This is a genomic window from Escherichia albertii NBRC 107761 = DSM 17582 (assembly GCF_000759775.1).
Taxonomy (GTDB): Bacteria; Pseudomonadota; Gammaproteobacteria; order Enterobacterales; family Enterobacteriaceae; genus Escherichia; species Escherichia albertii.
This window is the reverse complement of record NZ_BBMY01000011.1, coordinates 1-19,513: the sequence shown is the minus strand read 5'-3', so window position 1 is coordinate 19,513 and position 19,513 is coordinate 1. Positions and strand designations below refer to the sequence as shown.

Genomic DNA, 19,513 nt, shown 5'->3' with positions numbered 1-19,513 from the left:
GCGTCTTATCAGGCCAACGTCGGCGAGTTCCGGCATCTTACAGTGGCGAATCCTGGCTAATCTCATCAAGCGAAAGATGGAAGCTGGGGACGAAAACAGCCATAAAGTAGTCCATCTCCTGACTCCGACGAGCTTCAAGTGTGGCTTCCAGCCGCGTTTTTGCCAGTAAAAACTCGTTGTTCCCGGCGGCGAGTTCCTCCAGGCATTTCAGGTAGGCACACAATGCATCCGCCTGTTTAACAATCGACTTTTCTTCATCGCTATATGCATGTTCATCGATTAGCGGTGCAAAGATATCCCGTAACTCTTCTGGAACCATATCGACCAGCTTTTGTTGGGCGATTTTCTCAATAGCTTTGTATTCCTGGGCAATTTGCGAGTTGAAATATTTCACCGGAGTGGGGAGATCGCCAGTGAGCACTTCAGAGGCATCGTGGTACATCGCCAGCAAAGCGATGCGCTCGGCGTTGACCTGACCACCAAACTTGCGGTTTTTAATCGCTGCCAGCGCGTGGGCGACCATCGCCACCTGTAAACTGTGTTCAGACACATTTTCTGTCCGCACATTACGCATCAGCGGCCAACGGTTAATGAGTTTCAGGCGGGAGAGATGGGCAAAAAAATGGCTCTGCTTCATAGTGACCTTATATGTGATGACATCATGAGGTCATTGTGGGGGGATAACACTGCCAGATGCAATCTCCGGCAGTGAATTTAAGATTACAACTGATGATAACCGGAAAGGAAACGGGCGAATTTACTTAAGGACAGTTCGATATCATCGACCCGAGGCAGCGTCACGATACGGAAGTGATCCGGCCATGGCCAGTTGAATGCCGTTCCCTGTACCAACAGCACTTTTTCCTGCAACAGGAAATCCAGCACCATTTTTTGGTCATCGTGAATATTAAAGCGTTTGACGTCAATTTTCGGGAACATATACAGCGCGCCACGCGGTTTCACGCAGGAAACGCCAGGAATATCGTTAATCAGTTCCCAGGCGCGGTTACGCTGTTCATAGAGGCGCCCGCCCGGCATGATAAATTCGCTGATACTCTGATAGCCGCCCAGCGCGGTCTGTATTGCGTGTTGTGCCGGAACGTTGGCGCAAAGGCGCATTGAGGCCAGCATCTCAAGACCCTCGATGTATCCTTTAGCGTGTTTTTTCGGTCCGTTCAGCACCATCCAGCCCTGACGGAAGCCCGCCACGCGATAGGTCTTCGACAAACCGTTAAAGGTGATGGTCAGCAGGTCTGGCGCCATTGCAGCAATCGAGTGATGCTCTGCGTCGTCATAGAGAATTTTGTCGTAAATTTCATCAGCGAAGATAATGAGATTATGCTGGCGCGCAATCTCAACAATCTCCATTAAAAGCTCTTTGGAATACACCGCGCCCGTTGGGTTGTTCGGGTTGATAATCACGATCCCGCGCGTGCGTGGCGTAATTTTGGCGCGAATATCATCGAGATCCGGGAACCAGTCAGAAGACTCGTCGCAAAGATAATGCACAGCTTTACCGCTGGAGAGTGAAACGGCTGCAGTCCATAACGGATAATCAGGGGCCGGGACCAACATTTCATCACCGCTGTTCAGTAACGCTTGCATCGCCTGAACGATTAGCTCTGATACACCATTGCCGATGTAAATATCCTCAACGGTAACATCACGCATCCCCCGAGCCTGGTAGTGCTGCATGATCGCTTTACGTGCAGAGTAGAGACCTTTCGAATCGCAATAACCTTGTGCCGTGGGCAGATTGCGGATCACGTCGACGAGGATCTCATCTGGCGCGTCGAAACCGAACGGGGCAGGGTTGCCGATGTTCAATTTCAATACCTTGTTACCTTCTTCTTCCAGGCGTTTTGCTTCTTTTAGTACTGGACCGCGGATGTCATAGCAGACATTTTCTAGTTTGCTGGATTTTTCAATGGGGGACATGAATCTCGACCTTTTTCGCTGTTATCGCCACTCCCTGCCGTGGAAGTCAGCTTAGAACAATGTACTCCCACGGCGCAGTGTTTTGAAGCTCCGCAGAGGAACATTTTGTTGAATATGGCGACAGAATTATGCTGTTTATGACTTAATTATTGCGAAATAATAAGATGTATATCCTTAATTATTGTGTTTTGCTAGTTTATTATTCTGGTTGTTGGTTTAAGGGGCGGTTTTTTCATCTGAAAGATAATTGTATAAAACATGTCCTTGTTACCGGAATCATTAACATAAGTTGTTCTTGATATTTCGTCATTATTGAAATATTAAACTAAGTTGCGATCGCAGAAGTAAAGCATAGACGCCATTGAGAGGCTTATTGATAAGCGTGGTTAATGAATTCATAAGTTGCAAATTAATTATTATTTAATATTCAAAGAGACTGAGTTATGCCTGTTAATAATAGGAGATTACTTTGCCTGACATAACATAACTTTGCATAAGATAATTCGCAATGACCCTTATAAGTAAAAGGGTTTTGGGGGTAAAATGATACAACGAATGACGGGGCCTGCTGCCAAAGCCAGCTTAGCGTCAGTGTTCATGCGTCGCGATTACGCGTAGTTGGCGTTGCCGTACTGCAGTGGCATAAGGTTCAACATTTACATTTAGACAAACTCACCCATGAAATAAATAGAAAAGAGTGAGTAACTTAATAGATATGTGATATCCAGAAGATATATTCTTTGGGTGGCATTAAGCATTATAACGGAACAATGTGAGAGATTCTTTTAGTCCTGCTCATATGCTTTTTAACTTTCATTCGGTCTTACGGATGAAACTGCCAGGGAGGCACATTACAAATGGAATTGCTTGTTTGTGTGTGCACAGCATTAACCAGCTCAGTATGAGCCGCCAGTAAGTGATAATATATGATAAGTGCAAATCGCCCGATAATTAACCTCGATCTTGATCTGCTGAGAACATTTGTTGCTGTTGCCGATCTGAACACATTTGCAGCCGCAGCCGCTGCAGTGTGCCGCACTCAGTCTGCCGTGAGCCAACAAATGCAGCGTCTGGAACAACTCGTTGGAAAGGAACTGTTTGCGCGTCACGGCCGCAATAAGCTGCTAACCGAACATGGCATTCAGCTTCTTGGCTACGCGAGGAAAATTTTGCGTTTTAATGATGAGGCTTGCTCATCATTAATGTTCAGCAATCTTCAGGGCGTGTTAACTATCGGTGCTTCAGATGAATCTGCCGATACAATCTTACCTTTCCTGCTAAATCGTGTTAGTTCGGTTTATCCGAAGCTTGCGTTGGATGTTCGTGTTAAACGCAATGCATATATGGCAGAAATGTTGAAGTCTCAGGAAGTTGATTTAATTGTTACCACCCACCGACCTGATAACTTTAAGTCTTTGAATCTTCGTACTTCTCCGACCCATTGGTATTGTGCAGCAGAATATGTTCTGCAAAAAGGCGAAGCCATTCCACTTGTGTTGCTGGATGACCCTAGTCCGTTCCGTGATATGGTTCTTGCCACGCTCAATGAAGCCAATATTCCATGGCGACTGGCGTATGTTGCTTCAACACTCCCTGCTGTGCGGGCTGCCGTGAAAGCAGGGCTTGGCGTAACAGCAAGGCCCGTAGAGATGATGAGTCCCGATCTTCGCGTTCTCGGCGCTGTAGATGATCTGCCGCCATTGCCAGATACTGAGTATCTGTTGTGCTATGACCCGGCAAGCAATAATGAATTGGCACAGGTGATTTATCAGGCAATGGAAAGCTACCAGAGCCCGTGGCAGTACGGCTCTATATCGCCGCAAGAAGGGGATGATTCTCTGCTCATTGAAGGTGATTTTGAATAATCACGGGTTGTAAGTTATTTTTCTTCGTGTTTTTGTACAAAATAAGCCACTGGATGTTTTTTGAACACCAGTGGCTTTTTTTTGGATAAAAGCTATGGTTTCTTATTGCTGATGGTTCAAAAATGTTCGTTTTTCAACCATCAGCGCCTGAATCGTGTTTTGTGCAAAAAAACGGCTGGAAAAATCTTTTGCTACAAAAATGTTAAAACATAAGTGAATTTATTGCTGTATTTTTGTTGTGTATTAACAAAAGCGTGTCACAGATCAAGAAAATACTCTCTTTTGGGGGGAGGCATCGACACAAATTCCTGTCAAAATAGAACCGTATTTTTTCCATTGCTTCACAACGGACACGATTCAACAACATCTAATTTTCCTGGAGTCGTCAATGATCCGGGATGAAAGAGCACTAAGTGCAAATGTTGTTGGCATTGTGTAAAATAATGTGAAGAAACCTTTGTTAAAGTTGACAAAAGGTTATATAAAGGAGTAAAAGACCACATCAATTAGCTGTATAAAAGAGTTTCTACAGTGATTGTAAGGTTTTTTTTATTCCTCCCCATGAATCGATGTGGCGTCCATCTGCCGTGAAGAGCAGTGAATCTGGCGCTACTTTTGATGAGTAAGCAATGAGTATGTCAACATCCACTGAAGTCATCGCTCATCACTGGGCATTCGCTATCTTTCTTATCGTTGCCATTGGCCTGTGTTGCCTGATGCTGGTAGGCGGTTGGTTTTTAGGCGGTCGCGCACGCGCGAGGTCGAAAAACGTGCCGTTTGAATCAGGTATCGACTCGGTCGGCTCCGCCCGCTTACGCTTGTCCGCCAAGTTTTATCTGGTGGCCATGTTCTTCGTTATCTTCGACGTTGAAGCGCTGTATCTGTTCGCATGGTCAACCTCTATCCGCGAAAGCGGCTGGGTAGGCTTTGTGGAAGCTGCAATTTTTATTTTTGTGTTACTGGCAGGTCTGGTTTATCTGGTGCGTATTGGCGCGCTGGACTGGACGCCCGCGCGTTCACGCCGCGAGCGTATGAACCCGGAAACGAACAGTATCGCTAATCGTCAACGCTAACCGCGAGGCATTAAGATGGATTATACGCTCACCCGCATAGATCCCAACGGTGAGAATGACCGTTACCCCCTGCAAAAGCAGGAGATCGTAACTGACCCTCTGGAGCAAGAAGTTAACAAAAACGTGTTTATGGGCAAGCTCAATGACATGGTTAACTGGGGTCGTAAAAACTCAATTTGGCCGTATAACTTCGGTCTTTCCTGTTGTTACGTTGAGATGGTGACTTCGTTTACCGCGGTACATGACGTGGCGCGTTTTGGCGCAGAAGTATTGCGTGCTTCGCCGCGTCAGGCTGACCTGATGGTGGTTGCAGGAACCTGTTTTACCAAAATGGCGCCGGTTATTCAGCGTCTGTACGACCAGATGCTGGAACCAAAATGGGTTATCTCAATGGGAGCCTGCGCCAACTCCGGCGGTATGTACGATATTTATTCCGTTGTGCAGGGTGTCGATAAATTCATTCCGGTCGATGTGTATATCCCGGGCTGTCCGCCGCGCCCTGAAGCGTATATGCAGGCACTGATGCTGTTGCAGGAATCAATCGGCAAAGAACGTCGTCCGCTCTCCTGGGTGGTTGGCGATCAGGGCGTCTATCGCGCCAATATGCAGTCAGAGCGCGAACGCAAGCGCGGTGAACGCATTGCCGTTACCAATCTGCGTACACCTGACGAGATTTAATTTGCGCCTGTCGGCAAAGGGATTTTTCTTCGCTTATTCCTAAATCTATTTCGCGAAGCTTACTGCGCTGACAGTCACCACGGACCATTTGCAATGGTGAACAATATGACCGACTTAACCGCGCAAGAACCCGCCTGGCAGACCCGTGATCATCTCGATGATCCGGTGATTGGCGAACTGCGCAACCGTTTTGGGCCGGATGCCTTTACTGTTCAGGCGACTCGCACCGGGGTTCCCGTTGTGTGGATCAAGCGTGAACAATTACTGGAAGTTGGCGATTTCTTGAAGAAACTGCCGAAACCTTACGTCATGCTGTTTGACTTACACGGCATGGACGAACGTCTGCGTACACACCGCGAAGGGTTACCTGCCGCGGATTTTTCCGTTTTCTACCATCTGATTTCTATCGATCGTAACCGCGACATCATGCTGAAGGTGGCGCTGGCAGAAAACGACCTGCACGTACCGACCTTCACCAAACTGTTCCCGAACGCTAACTGGTATGAGCGTGAAACCTGGGATCTGTTTGGCATTACTTTCGACGGTCACCCGAACCTGCGCCGCATCATGATGCCGCAAACCTGGAAAGGTCACCCGCTGCGTAAAGATTACCCGGCGCGCGCCACTGAATTCGACCCATTTGAGCTGACTAAGGCCAAACAGGATCTGGAGATGGAAGCCCTGACCTTTAAACCAGAAGAGTGGGGGATGAAGCGCGGCACCGAAAATGAAGACTTCATGTTCCTCAACCTCGGTCCGAACCACCCGTCGGCACACGGTGCCTTCCGCATCGTTTTGCAACTCGACGGTGAAGAGATCGTCGACTGCGTACCAGACATCGGTTACCACCACCGTGGCGCGGAAAAGATGGGCGAGCGCCAGTCCTGGCACAGCTACATTCCATATACTGACCGTATCGAATACCTCGGCGGCTGCGTTAACGAAATGCCGTACGTTCTGGCGGTAGAGAAACTGGCCGGGATCACCGTGCCGGATCGCGTTAACGTCATTCGCGTAATGCTCTCCGAACTGTTCCGCATCAACAGCCACCTGCTGTATATCTCGACCTTTATTCAGGACGTCGGTGCGATGACGCCCGTGTTCTTCGCCTTTACCGATCGTCAGAAAATCTACGATCTGGTGGAAGCGATCACCGGTTTCCGTATGCACCCGGCGTGGTTCCGTATTGGCGGCGTAGCGCATGACCTGCCGCGCGGCTGGGATCGTCTGCTGCGTGAATTCCTCGACTGGATGCCGAAACGTCTGGCGTCTTACGAGAAAGCGGCGCTGCAAAACACCATTCTGAAAGGTCGTTCCCAGGGCGTTGCCGCTTACGGCGCGAAAGAGGCCCTGGAGTGGGGCACCACCGGCGCGGGCCTGCGTGCCACCGGGATCGACTTCGACGTGCGTAAGGCGCGTCCTTATTCTGGCTATGAAAACTTCGACTTCGAAATTCCGGTGGGCGGTGGCGTTTCTGACTGTTACACCCGCGTAATGCTGAAAGTAGAAGAGTTGCACCAGAGTCTGCGTATTCTTGAGCAGTGCCTCAACAACATGCCGGAAGGCCCGTTCAAAGCGGATCACCCGCTGACCACGCCGCCGCCGAAAGAGCGCACGCTGCAACATATCGAAACCCTGATCACCCACTTCCTGCAAGTGTCGTGGGGTCCGGTGATGCCTGCCAATGAATCCTTTCAGATGGTTGAGGCGACCAAGGGGATCAACAGTTACTACCTGACCAGCGACGGCAGCACCATGAGTTATCGCACCCGTATTCGCACGCCGAGTTATGCGCATTTGCAGCAAATTCCGGCGGCGATCCGCGGCAGCTTGGTGTCTGACCTGATTGTTTATCTGGGCAGTATCGATTTTGTTATGTCAGATGTGGACCGCTAATTATGCACGAGAATCAACAACCACAAACCGAGGCTTTTGAGCTGAGTGCGGCTGAGCGTGAAGCGATTGAGCACGAGATGCACCACTACGAAGACCCGCGTGCGGCGTCCATTGAAGCGCTGAAAATCGTTCAGAAGCAGCGTGGCTGGGTGCCGGATGGCGCGATCCACGCGATCGCTGATGTGCTGGGTATTCCGGCGAGCGACGTTGAAGGCGTGGCTACATTCTACAGTCAGATCTTCCGCCAGCCGGTAGGCCGCCATGTGATCCGTTATTGCGACAGCGTGGTCTGTCACATCAACGGTTACCAGGGCATTCAGGCAGCGCTGGAGAAAAAACTGAATATCAAACCAGGGCAAACCACGTTTGACGGTCGCTTTACGCTGCTGCCAACCTGCTGCCTGGGGAACTGCGATAAAGGGCCAAACATGATGATCGATGAGGATACTCACGCGCATCTGACCCCGGAAGCGATCCCTGAACTGCTGGAGCGGTATAAATGAAAAACATTATCCGTACTCCCGAAACGCATCCGCTGACCTGGCGTCTGCGCGATGACAAACAGCCAGTGTGGCTGGACGAATATCGCAGTAAAAACGGTTACGAAGGCGCGCGTAAGGCGCTGACCGGGTTGTCTCCTGACGAAATCGTTAATCAGGTTAAAGACTCTGGCCTGAAAGGGCGCGGCGGCGCGGGCTTTTCTACTGGCCTGAAGTGGAGCCTGATGCCGAAAGACGAATCCATGAACATCCGTTACCTGCTGTGTAATGCCGATGAAATGGAGCCGGGCACCTATAAAGACCGCCTGCTGATGGAGCAACTACCGCACCTGCTGGTGGAAGGTATGCTCATTTCTGCGTTTGCGCTGAAAGCGTATCGTGGCTACATCTTCCTGCGTGGCGAATATATTGAAGCGGCAGTGAATCTGCGCCGTGCCATTGCCGAAGCCACCGAAGCGGGTCTGCTTGGCAAAAACATTATGGGAACAGGTTTCGATTTCGAACTGTTTGTCCATACCGGGGCAGGGCGCTACATCTGCGGTGAAGAAACAGCGTTAATCAACTCCCTGGAAGGGCGTCGCGCTAACCCGCGCTCGAAGCCGCCATTCCCGGCAACCTCCGGCGCATGGGGTAAACCGACCTGCGTCAACAACGTTGAAACCCTGTGCAACGTTCCGGCGATCCTCGCGAACGGCGTGGAGTGGTATCAGAACATCTCGAAAAGCAAAGATGCTGGCACCAAGCTGATGGGCTTCTCCGGTCGGGTGAAAAATCCGGGCCTGTGGGAACTGCCGTTCGGCACCACCGCGCGTGAAATCCTTGAAGATTACGCTGGTGGTATGCGTGACGGCCTGAAATTCAAAGCCTGGCAGCCAGGCGGTGCGGGCACCGATTTCCTGACCGAAGCGCATCTTGACCTGCCGATGGAATTCGAAAGCATCGGTAAAGCGGGAAGCCGTCTGGGTACGGCGCTGGCGATGGCGGTTGACCATGAAATCAACATGGTGTCGCTGGTACGTAACCTGGAAGAGTTTTTCGCCCGTGAGTCCTGCGGCTGGTGTACGCCGTGCCGAGACGGTCTGCCATGGAGCGTGAAAATTCTGCGTGCGCTGGAGCGTGGCGAAGGTCAGCCGGGCGATATCGAAACACTTGAGCAACTGTGTCGATTCTTAGGCCCGGGTAAAACCTTCTGTGCCCACGCACCTGGTGCAGTGGAGCCGTTACAGAGCGCTATCAAATATTTCCGCGAAGAATTTGAGGCGGGAATCAAACAGCCGTTCAGCAATACCCATTTGATTAATGGGATTCAGCCGAACCTGCTGAAAGAGCGCTGGTAACCGAATTTCGATTAACGCTCGGTCCCTGACCGAGAAAACTGGAAGCATGCTAATGGCTACAATTCATGTAGACGGCAAAGAATACGAGGTCAACGGAGCGGACAACCTGCTGGAAGCTTGTCTGTCTCTGGGCCTTGATATTCCTTACTTTTGCTGGCATCCGGCGCTGGGAAGTGTCGGTGCTTGCCGCCAGTGTGCGGTAAAGCAATACCAAAACGCGGAAGACACGCGTGGTCGCTTGGTGATGTCCTGTATGACACCGGCTTCCGATGGCACCTTTATTTCCATTGACGACGAAGAAGCGAAGCAATTCCGTGAAAGTGTGGTTGAGTGGTTAATGACCAACCACCCGCACGACTGTCCGGTATGTGAAGAAGGCGGTAACTGCCATCTTCAGGATATGACCGTGATGACCGGACACAGTTTCCGTCGCTACCGTTTCACCAAACGTACCCACCGTAATCAGGATTTGGGGCCGTTCATCTCTCACGAAATGAACCGCTGCATCGCCTGCTACCGCTGCGTGCGTTACTACAAAGATTACGCTGACGGTACAGACCTGGGCGTTTACGGTGCGCACGACAACGTCTACTTCGGTCGCCCGGAAGACGGCACCCTGGAAAGCGAATTTTCCGGTAACCTAGTCGAAATTTGTCCGACTGGCGTATTTACCGATAAAACGCACTCTGAGCGTTACAACCGTAAATGGGATATGCAGTTTGCGCCGAGCATCTGTCAGCAATGTTCCATCGGCTGTAACATCAGCCCCGGCGAGCGTTACGGTGAACTGCGTCGTATCGAAAACCGTTACAACGGTACGGTAAACCACTACTTCCTCTGCGACCGTGGTCGTTTCGGTTACGGTTACGTCAACCTGAAAGATCGTCCGCGTCAGCCAGTACAGCGTCGTGGCGATGATTTCATTACCCTCAACGCCGAACAGGCAATGCAGGGCGCCGCAGATATTCTGCGTCAGTCGAAGAAAGTGATCGGTATTGGTTCTCCGCGTGCCAGCGTGGAAAGCAACTTTGCGCTGCGTGAGCTGGTGGGCGAAGAAAACTTCTATACCGGTATCGCTCACGGTGAGCAGGAACGTCTGCAACTGGCGCTGAAAGTTTTGCGTGAAGGCGGCATTTATACGCCAGCACTGCGCGAAATCGAATCTTACGATGCGGTACTGGTGCTGGGCGAAGACGTTACCCAGACCGGTGCGCGCGTTGCGCTGGCGGTGCGTCAGGCGGTGAAAGGTAAAGCGCGTGAAATGGCGGCAGCACAGAAAGTGGCTGACTGGCAGATTGCGGCAATCCTCAACATTGGCCAACGCGCGAAGCATCCGCTGTTTGTTACTAACGTTGATGACACCCGTCTGGATGATATCGCGGCGTGGACTTACCGGGCGCCGGTTGAAGATCAGGCGCGTTTAGGTTTTGCCATCGCCCATGCGCTGGATAACGCCGCGCCAGCGGTTGACGGTATCGAGCCTGAACTGCAAAGCAAAATCGACGTCATCGTGCAGGCACTGGCTGGTGCGAAGAAACCGTTGATTATCTCCGGGACGAACGCCGGTAGCGCTGAAGTGATCCAGGCTGCGGCTAACGTCGCGAAAGCCCTGAAAGGTCGCGGTGCTGACGTCGGTATCACCATGATTGCCCGCTCTGTCAACAGCATGGGGCTGGGCATTATGGGCGGCGGTTCGCTGGAAGAAGCGTTAACCGAACTGGAAACCGGGCGCGCCGACGCGGTGGTGGTGCTGGAAAACGATCTGCATCGTCACGCTTCCGCTACCCGCGTGAATGCTGCGCTGGCGAAAGCGCCGCTGGTGATGGTGGTTGACCATCAGCGCACGGCAATTATGGAAAACGCTCATCTGGTGCTTTCCGCCGCCAGCTTTGCTGAAAGCGACGGTACGGTGATCAACAACGAAGGCCGCGCACAGCGTTTCTTCCAGGTTTACGATCCGGCCTATTACGACAGTAAAACTGTCATGCTGGAAAGCTGGCGCTGGTTACACTCGCTGCACAGCACCCTGCTGAGCCGTGAAGTTGACTGGACGCAGCTCGACCACGTGATTGACGCTGTTGTGGCGAAAATCCCGGAACTGGCAGGTATCAAAGATGCCGCGCCGGATGCGACATTCCGTATTCGTGGGCAGAAACTGGCCCGTGAACCGCACCGTTACAGCGGTCGTACCGCCATGCGCGCCAACATCAGCGTTCATGAGCCGCGTCAACCGCAGGATATCGACACCATGTTCACCTTCTCAATGGAAGGTAACAACCAGCCGACCGCGCACCGTTCGCAAGTGCCGTTTGCCTGGGCGCCGGGCTGGAACTCCCCGCAGGCGTGGAACAAATTCCAGGACGAAGTGGGCGGCAAGCTGCGCTTTGGCGATCCAGGCGTGCGTCTGTTTGAAACCAGCGAAAACGGTCTGGATTACTTCACCAGCGTACCGGCACGCTTCCAGCCGCAGGCAGGGAAATGGCGTATCGCGCCGTATTACCACCTGTTCGGCAGCGATGAACTGTCACAGCGTGCTCCGGTCTTCCAGAGCCGTATGCCGCAGCCGTACATCAAACTTAACCCGGCAGATGCCGCGAAGTTGGGTGTGAACGCGGGTACACGCGTCTCCTTTAGCTACGATGGCAACACGGTCACGCTACCGGTTGAAATCGCCGAAAGGTTGACGGCAGGGCAGGTGGGCTTGCCGATGGGGATGTCCGGCATTGCTCCGGTGCTGGCTGGCGCGCATCTTGAGGATCTCAAGGAGGCACAACAATGAGTTGGATATCACCGGAACTGATTGAGATCCTGCTGACCATCCTCAAAGCGGTGGTGATCCTGCTGGTGGTTGTCACCTGTGGGGCATTCATGAGCTTTGGCGAACGTCGCCTGCTGGGTCTGTTCCAGAACCGTTACGGACCTAACCGTGTTGGCTGGGGCGGTTCGCTCCAGCTGGTTGCGGACATGATCAAAATGTTCTTTAAAGAAGACTGGATCCCGAAATTCTCGGATCGCGTCATCTTTACCCTGGCGCCGATGATCGCCTTTACCTCGCTGCTGCTGGCCTTTGCGATTGTGCCAGTCAGCCCGGGTTGGGTGGTTGCCGACCTGAACATCGGGATTTTGTTCTTCCTGATGATGGCAGGTTTGGCGGTTTACGCGGTGCTGTTTGCGGGCTGGTCGAGTAACAACAAATATTCGCTGCTGGGGGCGATGCGTGCTTCTGCGCAGACCCTGAGCTACGAAGTGTTCCTCGGGCTTTCCCTGATGGGCGTGGTGGCGCAGGCCGGTTCATTCAACATGACCGACATCGTCAACAGCCAGGCGCATGTGTGGAACGTCATCCCGCAATTCTTTGGTTTTATTACCTTTGCCATCGCGGGCGTGGCGGTTTGTCACCGTCATCCGTTTGACCAGCCGGAAGCCGAGCAGGAACTGGCGGATGGTTACCACATTGAATATTCCGGTATGAAGTTCGGTCTGTTCTTCGTGGGTGAATACATCGGGATTGTGACCATCTCTGCACTGATGGTGACGTTGTTCTTCGGTGGCTGGCAAGGCCCGTTGTTACCGCCATTCATCTGGTTCGTGCTGAAAACCGCGTTCTTTATGATGATGTTCATTTTGATTCGTGCGTCGTTACCGCGTCCGCGTTATGACCAGGTAATGTCCTTCGGCTGGAAAATCTGCCTGCCGCTGACGCTGATCAACTTGCTGGTAACGGCGGCTGTCATTCTCTGGCAGGCGCAATAAGGGGCACTAAGACCATGACCTTAAAAGAATTGTTAGTAGGTTTCGGCACCCAGGTTCGTAGTATCTGGATGATCGGCCTGCACGCGTTCGCCAAACGCGAAACGCGAATGTACCCGGAAGAGCCGGTCTATCTGCCGCCCCGTTATCGTGGTCGTATCGTTCTGACCCGCGACCCAGACGGCGAAGAGCGTTGCGTAGCCTGTAACCTCTGCGCGGTAGCCTGCCCGGTCGGCTGTATCTCGCTGCAAAAAGCAGAAACCAAAGACGGTCGCTGGTACCCGGAATTTTTCCGCATCAACTTCTCACGCTGCATTTTCTGTGGTCTGTGCGAAGAAGCCTGTCCGACCACGGCGATCCAGTTAACCCCGGATTTCGAAATGGGGGAATATAAGCGCCAGGATCTGGTTTACGAGAAAGAGGATCTGCTGATCTCCGGTCCGGGCAAATACCCGGAATATAACTTCTACCGGATGGCAGGTATGGCAATCGACGGCAAAGATAAGGGCGAAGCAGAGAACGAAGCCAAGCCTATCGACGTCAAGAGCCTGTTACCGTAAGGAGAGGGGCAATGGAGTTCGCTTTTTATATCTGTGGCCTGATAGCCATACTTGCGACCTTGCGAGTGATCACCCATACCAATCCGGTACACGCACTGCTGTACCTGATTATTTCGCTGCTGGCGATTTCCGGGGTGTTCTTCTCGCTGGGCGCTTACTTCGCTGGTGCGCTGGAAATTATCGTCTACGCGGGCGCCATTATGGTGCTGTTCGTGTTTGTGGTGATGATGCTTAACCTGGGCGGTTCGGAAATCGAACAGGAACGCCAGTGGCTAAAACCGCAGGTGTGGATTGGTCCGGCAATTTTGTCGGCCATCATGCTGGTGGTGATTGTTTACGCCATTCTCGGTGTTAACGATCAGGGTATCGACGGTACGCCAGTCAGTGCTAAAGCAGTGGGTATTACGCTGTTCGGGCCTTACGTACTGGCGGTGGAACTGGCTTCTATGCTGCTGCTGGCGGGTCTGGTTGTGGCCTTCCACGTCGGTCGTGAAGAGCATGCGGGTGAAGTGCTGAGCAACCGTAAAGACGACAGCGCGAAAAGAAAAACGGAGGAGCACGCATGATCCCCTTACAACATGGACTGATCCTCGCGGCAATCCTATTCGTTCTTGGCTTAACCGGTCTGGTTATCCGTCGCAATCTGCTGTTTATGCTGATTGGTCTGGAAATCATGATTAACGCCTCCGCGCTGGCCTTTGTGGTCGCCGGAAGCTACTGGGGCCAGACCGACGGTCAGGTGATGTACATTCTCGCCATCAGCCTCGCGGCGGCGGAAGCGAGTATCGGCCTTGCGCTGCTGCTGCAACTTCACCGTCGTCGCCAGAACCTGAACATCGATTCAGTAAGTGAGATGCGCGGATGAACATGCTTGCCTTAACCATTATTTTGCCATTGATTGGCTTCGTCCTGCTGGCGTTCTCTCGCGGACGCTGGTCTGAAAATGTCTCGGCGATCGTGGGCGTAGGCTCTGTGGGCCTGGCGGCGCTGGTAACTGCCTTTATCGGCGTTGACTTCTTCGCTAACGGTGAGCAGGCATACAGCCAGCCGCTGTGGACGTGGATGTCGGTAGGCGACTTTAACATCGGTTTCAATCTGGTGCTGGACGGCTTGTCGCTGACCATGCTCTCGGTGGTCACTGGTGTGGGTTTCCTGATCCATATGTACGCCTCCTGGTATATGCGCGGTGAAGAGGGCTACTCTCGCTTCTTCGCTTATACCAACCTGTTCATCGCCAGCATGGTCGTTCTGGTGCTCGCCGACAACCTGCTGTTGATGTACCTCGGCTGGGAAGGCGTGGGCTTGTGCTCCTATCTGCTGATCGGTTTCTATTACAGCGATCCGAAGAATGGCGCAGCGGCAATGAAAGCGTTCGTCGTGACCCGTGTGGGTGACGTGTTCCTCGCTTTCGCGCTGTTCATTCTTTACAACGAGCTGGGTACGCTGAACTTCCGCGAAATGGTGGAACTGGCACCAGCGCACTTTGCTGACGGCAATAATATGCTGATGTGGGCGACGCTGATGCTGCTGGGCGGTGCGGTCGGTAAATCTGCGCAGTTGCCGTTGCAGACATGGCTTGCTGACGCGATGGCTGGCCCGACGCCTGTCTCCGCGCTGATCCACGCCGCAACGATGGTCACTGCGGGTGTTTACCTGATCGCCCGTACCCACGGCCTGTTCCTGATGACCCCGGAAGTTCTGCATCTGGTGGGTATTGTCGGGGCGGTTACGCTGTTGCTGGCTGGTTTTGCCGCACTGGTACAGACCGACATCAAACGTGTTCTCGCTTACTCCACCATGAGCCAGATTGGCTACATGTTCCTCGCGCTTGGCGTGCAGGCATGGGATGCGGCGATTTTCCACTTGATGACCCATGCGTTCTTTAAAGCACTGCTGTTCCTGGCATCCGGTTCCGTCATTCTGGCCTGCCATCACGAACAGAACATCTTCAAAATGGGCGGTCTGCGTAAATCTATTCCGCTGGTTTATCTCTGCTTCCTGGTGGGCGGCGCAGCACTGTCGGCACTGCCGCTGGTCACTGCGGGCTTCTTCAGTAAGGATGAGATCCTCGCGGGTGCGATGGCGAATGGTCATATCAATTTGATGGTGGCAGGTCTGGTCGGTGCGTTTATGACCTCGCTCTACACCTTCCGTATGATTTTCATCGTCTTCCACGGAAAAGAACAAATTCATGCTCACGCCGTGAAAGGAATTACCCACAGCCTGCCGCTGATTGTGCTGCTGATCCTTTCCACCTTCGTTGGCGCACTGATTGTACCGCCGCTGCAGGGCGTGCTTCCGCAAACGACGGAGTTGGCGCACGGCAGCATGTTGACCCTGGAAATTACTTCTGGCGTGGTTGCGGTAGTCGGCATTCTGCTGGCCGCCTGGCTGTGGCTGGGTAAACGTACGCTGGTGACCGCCATCGCCAACAGTGCGCCGGGCCGTCTGCTGGGGACCTGGTGGTACAACGCCTGGGGCTTCGACTGGCTGTACGACAAAGTGTTCATCAAACCGTTCCTGGGTATCGCCTGGCTGCTGAAGCGCGATCCGCTGAACGCGATGATGAACATTCCGGCGATCCTCTCACGCTTTGCGGGTAAAGGTTTGCTGCTCAGTGAGAATGGCTACCTGCGCTGGTATGTGGCATCCATGAGCATTGGCGCGGTCGTGGTACTGGCACTGTTGATGGTACTGCGTTGAGTTAAGGGTTGTTGTATTGCCCACGGGCATAAAAAACGTAGGTCGGATAGGCCGTCTTCGCGGCGCATCCGACACTACAACCGCAATCCGAAGAGAATTTTCTGTCGTGAGAATTCGTTGAAAATCCGGTCCTGACGGGACTTTTACAAGGAATAAAGATCGCCATGTTACTACCCTGGCTAATATTGATTCCCTTTATCGGCGGCTTCCTGTGCTGGCAGACCGAACGCTTTGGCGTCAAGGTGCCGCGCTGGATAGCGCTGGTAACCATGGGATTGACGCTGGCGCTGTCGCTGCAACTGTGGTTGCAGGGCGGTTATTCACTGACGCAATCCGCCGGAATTCCGCAGTGGCAGTCTGAATTCGACATGCCGTGGATCCCGCGTTTTGGTATCTCTATTCATCTCGCCATTGACGGTCTGTCGCTGCTGATGGTTGTGCTGACCGGTCTGCTCGGCGTGCTGGCGGTACTCTGTTCGTGGAAAGAGATCGAAAAATATCAGGGCTTCTTCCACCTCAACCTGATGTGGATCCTGGGCGGCGTTATCGGCGTGTTCCTTGCCATCGACATGTTCCTGTTCTTCTTCTTCTGGGAAATGATGCTGGTGCCGATGTACTTCCTGATCGCACTGTGGGGGCATAAAGCCTCTGACGGTAAGACGCGTATCACGGCGGCAACTAAGTTCTTCATTTACACCCAGGCGAGTGGTCTGGTGATGTTGATTGCCATCCTGGCGTTGGTTTTTGTTCACTATAATGCGACTGGTGTCTGGACCTTCAACTATGAAGAGCTGCTGAATACGCCGATGTCTCACGGTGTGGAATACCTGTTGATGCTGGGCTTCTTTATCGCGTTTGCGGTGAAAATGCCGGTGGTTCCGCTGCATGGCTGGCTGCCGGATGCGCACTCTCAGGCACCGACCGCCGGTTCCGTTGACCTCGCGGGGATCTTGCTGAAAACTGCCGCTTACGGTCTGCTGCGTTTCTCCCTGCCGCTGTTCCCGAACGCGTCGGCAGAGTTTGCGCCAATCGCCATGTGGCTGGGTGTTATCGGCATCTTCTACGGTGCGTGGATGGCCTTCGCCCAGACCGATATCAAACGTCTGATCGCCTACACCTCGGTTTCCCACATGGGCTTCGTGCTGATTGCTATCTACACCGGCAGCCAGTTGGCCTACCAGGGCGCGGTTATTCAGATGATTGCTCACGGCTTGTCAGCGGCGGGTCTGTTTATTCTCTGCGGTCAGCTCTATGAACGTATCCATACCCGCGACATGCGCATGATGGGCGGTCTGTGGAGCAAAATGAAATGGCTGCCAGCACTGTCGTTGTTCTTTGCGGTGGCAACGCTTGGGATGCCAGGCACCGGTAACTTCGTCGGCGAATTTATGATTCTGTTTGGCAGCTTCCAGGTTGTCCCGATGATTACCGTAATCTCTACTTTTGGGCTGGTCTTTGCGTCTGTTTATTCGCTGGCGATGCTGCATCGCGCTTACTTCGGTAAAGCGAAAAGCCAGATTGCCAGCCAGGAACTGCCAGGGATGTCGCTGCGTGAGCTGTTTATGATCCTGTTGCTGGTGGTGCTGCTGGTACTGCTGGGCTTCTATCCGCAGCCGATTCTGGATACCTCGCATTCCGCGATTGGCAATATCCAGCAGTGGTTTGTTAATTCCGTTACTACTACAAGGCCGTAAATCGCTCATGACTTTAACTCCACAAAACCTGATCGCACTGCTACCGTTGCTGATCGTCGGCTTGACGGTGGTGGTTGTGATGCTCTCCATTGCGTGGCGACGCAATCATTTCCTCAACGCTACGCTCTCGGTTATTGGGCTTAACGCGGCGCTGGTTTCGCTCTGGTTTGTCGGCCAGGCGGGCGCTATGGACGTTACGCCACTGATGCGTGTTGATGGTTTCGCCATGCTTTACACCGGGCTGGTCCTGCTGGCGAGCCTCGCCACCTGTACTTTCGCCTACCCGTGGCTTGAAGGCTATAACGACAACAAGGACGAGTTCTACCTGTTGGTGTTAATTGCCGCGCTGGGCGGGATCCTGCTGGCGAATGCCAACCATCTGGCGTCTCTGTTCCTCGGTATCGAACTGATCTCTCTGCCGCTGTTTGGCCTGGTCGGTTACGCTTTCCGCCAGAAACGTTCGCTGGAAGCCAGTATCAAATACACTATCCTTTCTGCCGCAGCGTCTTCTTTCCTGCTGTTCGGTATGGCGCTGGTGTATGCGCAGTCTGGCGACCTGTCGTTTGTCGCACTGGGTAAAAACCTCGGCGATGGTATGCTCAACGAGCCGTTGTTGCTGGCAGGTTTCGGCCTGATGATTGTTGGCCTCGGCTTCAAACTCTCTCTGGTGCCGTTCCACTTGTGGACGCCAGACGTTTACCAGGGCGCGCCAGCCCCGGTTTCCACTTTCCTGGCGACGGCGAGCAAAATCGCTATCTTCGGCGTGGTGATGCGTCTGTTCCTTTACGCACCAGTGGGTGACAGCGAAGCGATTCGCGTGGTGCTGGCGATTATCGCCTTTGCCTCCATCATCTTCGGTAACCTGATGGCGCTGAGCCAGACCAATATCAAACGTCTGCTTGGTTACTCATCTATCTCTCACCTCGGCTATCTGCTGGTGGCGCTGATTGCGCTGCAAACTGGCGAGATGTCGATGGAAGCGGTAGGGGTTTACCTCGCTGGTTATCTGTTCAGCAGCCTTGGCGCGTTCGGTGTGGTCAGCCTGATGTCCAGTCCATATCGCGGCCCGGATGCTGATTCTCTGTACTCTTACCGTGGCCTGTTCTGGCATCGTCCTGTTCTCGCGGCAGTAATGACGGTGATGATGCTGTCACTGGCCGGTATCCCAATGACGCTGGGCTTTATCGGTAAGTTCTACGTGCTGGCAGTCGGTGTCCAGGCTCACCTTTGGTGGCTGGTGGGGGCGGTGGTTGTCGGTTCGGCAATCGGCCTCTACTACTACCTGCGCGTGGCGGTGAGCCTCTATCTTCATGGTTCGGAGCAACCAAATCGTGATGCGCCGTCTAACTGGCAGTACAGCGCAGGCGGTATCGTGGTATTGATCTCCGCACTGTTGGTACTGGTGCTGGGCGTATGGCCACAACCGCTGATTAGCATTGTGCGGTTAGCAATGCCGCTGATGTAAGCAGTCAATTCGTCAGTCAGAAAGCCGCCGACATGTTCGGCGGTTTTTTATTGT

16 protein-coding genes are annotated in these 19,513 nt (G+C 53.1%); 14 read left to right on the top strand and 2 right to left on the bottom strand.

Annotation, left to right across the window (positions count from 1 at the left end):
* Positions 1–37: 37 nt before the first annotated feature.
* Both yfbR and alaA read right to left on the bottom strand, forming a co-directional pair.
* Positions 38–637, bottom strand: a complete 600-nt coding sequence (gene yfbR / locus EA14781_RS03460; protein ID WP_000813871.1) for a 5'-deoxynucleotidase — start codon at positions 635–637, stop codon at positions 38–40.
* Positions 638–720: 83 nt separating this feature from the next.
* Entirely contained in the window at positions 721–1,938 is a 1,218-nt protein-coding gene (gene alaA, locus EA14781_RS03455; protein WP_000074522.1) for an alanine transaminase AlaA, read from the bottom strand.
* 926 nt (positions 1,939–2,864) lie between these two features.
* On the opposite strand from alaA, the gene lrhA reads away from it, so the two are divergent.
* The 14 genes from lrhA to nuoN all read left to right on the top strand — a co-directional run bounded on the left by lrhA (position 2,865) and on the right by nuoN (position 19,459).
* A complete protein-coding gene (gene lrhA, locus EA14781_RS03450; protein WP_000622294.1) occupies positions 2,865–3,803 on the top strand; it encodes a transcriptional regulator LrhA in 939 nt (312 codons plus the stop codon).
* Between the two features lie 629 nt (positions 3,804–4,432).
* Positions 4,433–4,876, top strand: a complete 444-nt coding sequence (gene nuoA, locus EA14781_RS03445; RefSeq protein WP_000062997.1) for an NADH-quinone oxidoreductase subunit NuoA — start codon at positions 4,433–4,435, stop codon at positions 4,874–4,876.
* A 15-nt stretch (positions 4,877–4,891) separates the two neighbouring features.
* Complete coding sequence (gene nuoB / locus EA14781_RS03440) at positions 4,892–5,554, top strand: NADH-quinone oxidoreductase subunit NuoB (protein WP_000386733.1); 663 nt, start codon at positions 4,892–4,894, stop codon at positions 5,552–5,554.
* Positions 5,555–5,647: 93 nt separating this feature from the next.
* Entirely contained in the window at positions 5,648–7,450 is a 1,803-nt protein-coding gene (nuoC, locus tag EA14781_RS03435; protein ID WP_000247868.1) for an NADH-quinone oxidoreductase subunit C/D, read from the top strand.
* Between the two features lie 2 nt (positions 7,451–7,452).
* Positions 7,453–7,953 (top strand): NADH-quinone oxidoreductase subunit NuoE, encoded by a 501-nt coding sequence (gene nuoE / locus EA14781_RS03430; RefSeq protein WP_000545042.1) that lies wholly within the window; start codon positions 7,453–7,455, stop codon positions 7,951–7,953.
* Complete coding sequence (gene nuoF / locus EA14781_RS03425) at positions 7,950–9,287, top strand: NADH-quinone oxidoreductase subunit NuoF (RefSeq protein WP_000789507.1); 1,338 nt, start codon at positions 7,950–7,952, stop codon at positions 9,285–9,287. Before nuoE ends, nuoF begins: the two co-directional genes overlap by 4 nt.
* A gap of 52 nt (positions 9,288–9,339) precedes the next feature.
* Positions 9,340–12,066, top strand: coding sequence for an NADH-quinone oxidoreductase subunit NuoG (gene nuoG, locus EA14781_RS03420; RefSeq protein WP_002461706.1), 2,727 nt, complete (start codon positions 9,340–9,342; stop codon positions 12,064–12,066).
* Positions 12,063–13,040 carry an NADH-quinone oxidoreductase subunit NuoH gene (gene nuoH / locus EA14781_RS03415; protein ID WP_000118510.1) on the top strand — a complete coding sequence of 326 codons (978 nt, stop codon included), beginning with the start codon at positions 12,063–12,065 and terminating at the stop codon, positions 13,038–13,040. Before nuoG ends, nuoH begins: the two co-directional genes overlap by 4 nt.
* 14 nt (positions 13,041–13,054) lie before the next feature.
* Entirely contained in the window at positions 13,055–13,597 is a 543-nt protein-coding gene (nuoI, locus tag EA14781_RS03410) for an NADH-quinone oxidoreductase subunit NuoI (protein ID WP_000172749.1), read from the top strand.
* 11 nt (positions 13,598–13,608) lie between these two features.
* On the top strand, positions 13,609–14,163 hold the full coding sequence (nuoJ, locus tag EA14781_RS03405; RefSeq protein ID WP_000393516.1) for an NADH-quinone oxidoreductase subunit J: 555 nt from the start codon (positions 13,609–13,611) through the stop codon (positions 14,161–14,163).
* Positions 14,160–14,462 (top strand): NADH-quinone oxidoreductase subunit NuoK, encoded by a 303-nt coding sequence (gene nuoK / locus EA14781_RS03400; protein ID WP_000612644.1) that lies wholly within the window; start codon positions 14,160–14,162, stop codon positions 14,460–14,462. Before nuoJ ends, nuoK begins: the two co-directional genes overlap by 4 nt.
* Positions 14,459–16,300 carry an NADH-quinone oxidoreductase subunit L gene (gene nuoL, locus EA14781_RS03395; protein WP_001056594.1) on the top strand — a complete coding sequence of 614 codons (1,842 nt, stop codon included), beginning with the start codon at positions 14,459–14,461 and terminating at the stop codon, positions 16,298–16,300. Before nuoK ends, nuoL begins: the two co-directional genes overlap by 4 nt.
* Positions 16,301–16,464: 164 nt before the next feature.
* Entirely contained in the window at positions 16,465–17,994 is a 1,530-nt protein-coding gene (gene nuoM, locus EA14781_RS03390; protein WP_000926457.1) for an NADH-quinone oxidoreductase subunit M, read from the top strand.
* Between the two features lie 7 nt (positions 17,995–18,001).
* Entirely contained in the window at positions 18,002–19,459 is a 1,458-nt protein-coding gene (gene nuoN / locus EA14781_RS03385) for an NADH-quinone oxidoreductase subunit NuoN (protein WP_000176697.1), read from the top strand.
* Positions 19,460–19,513: the final 54 nt, after the last annotated feature.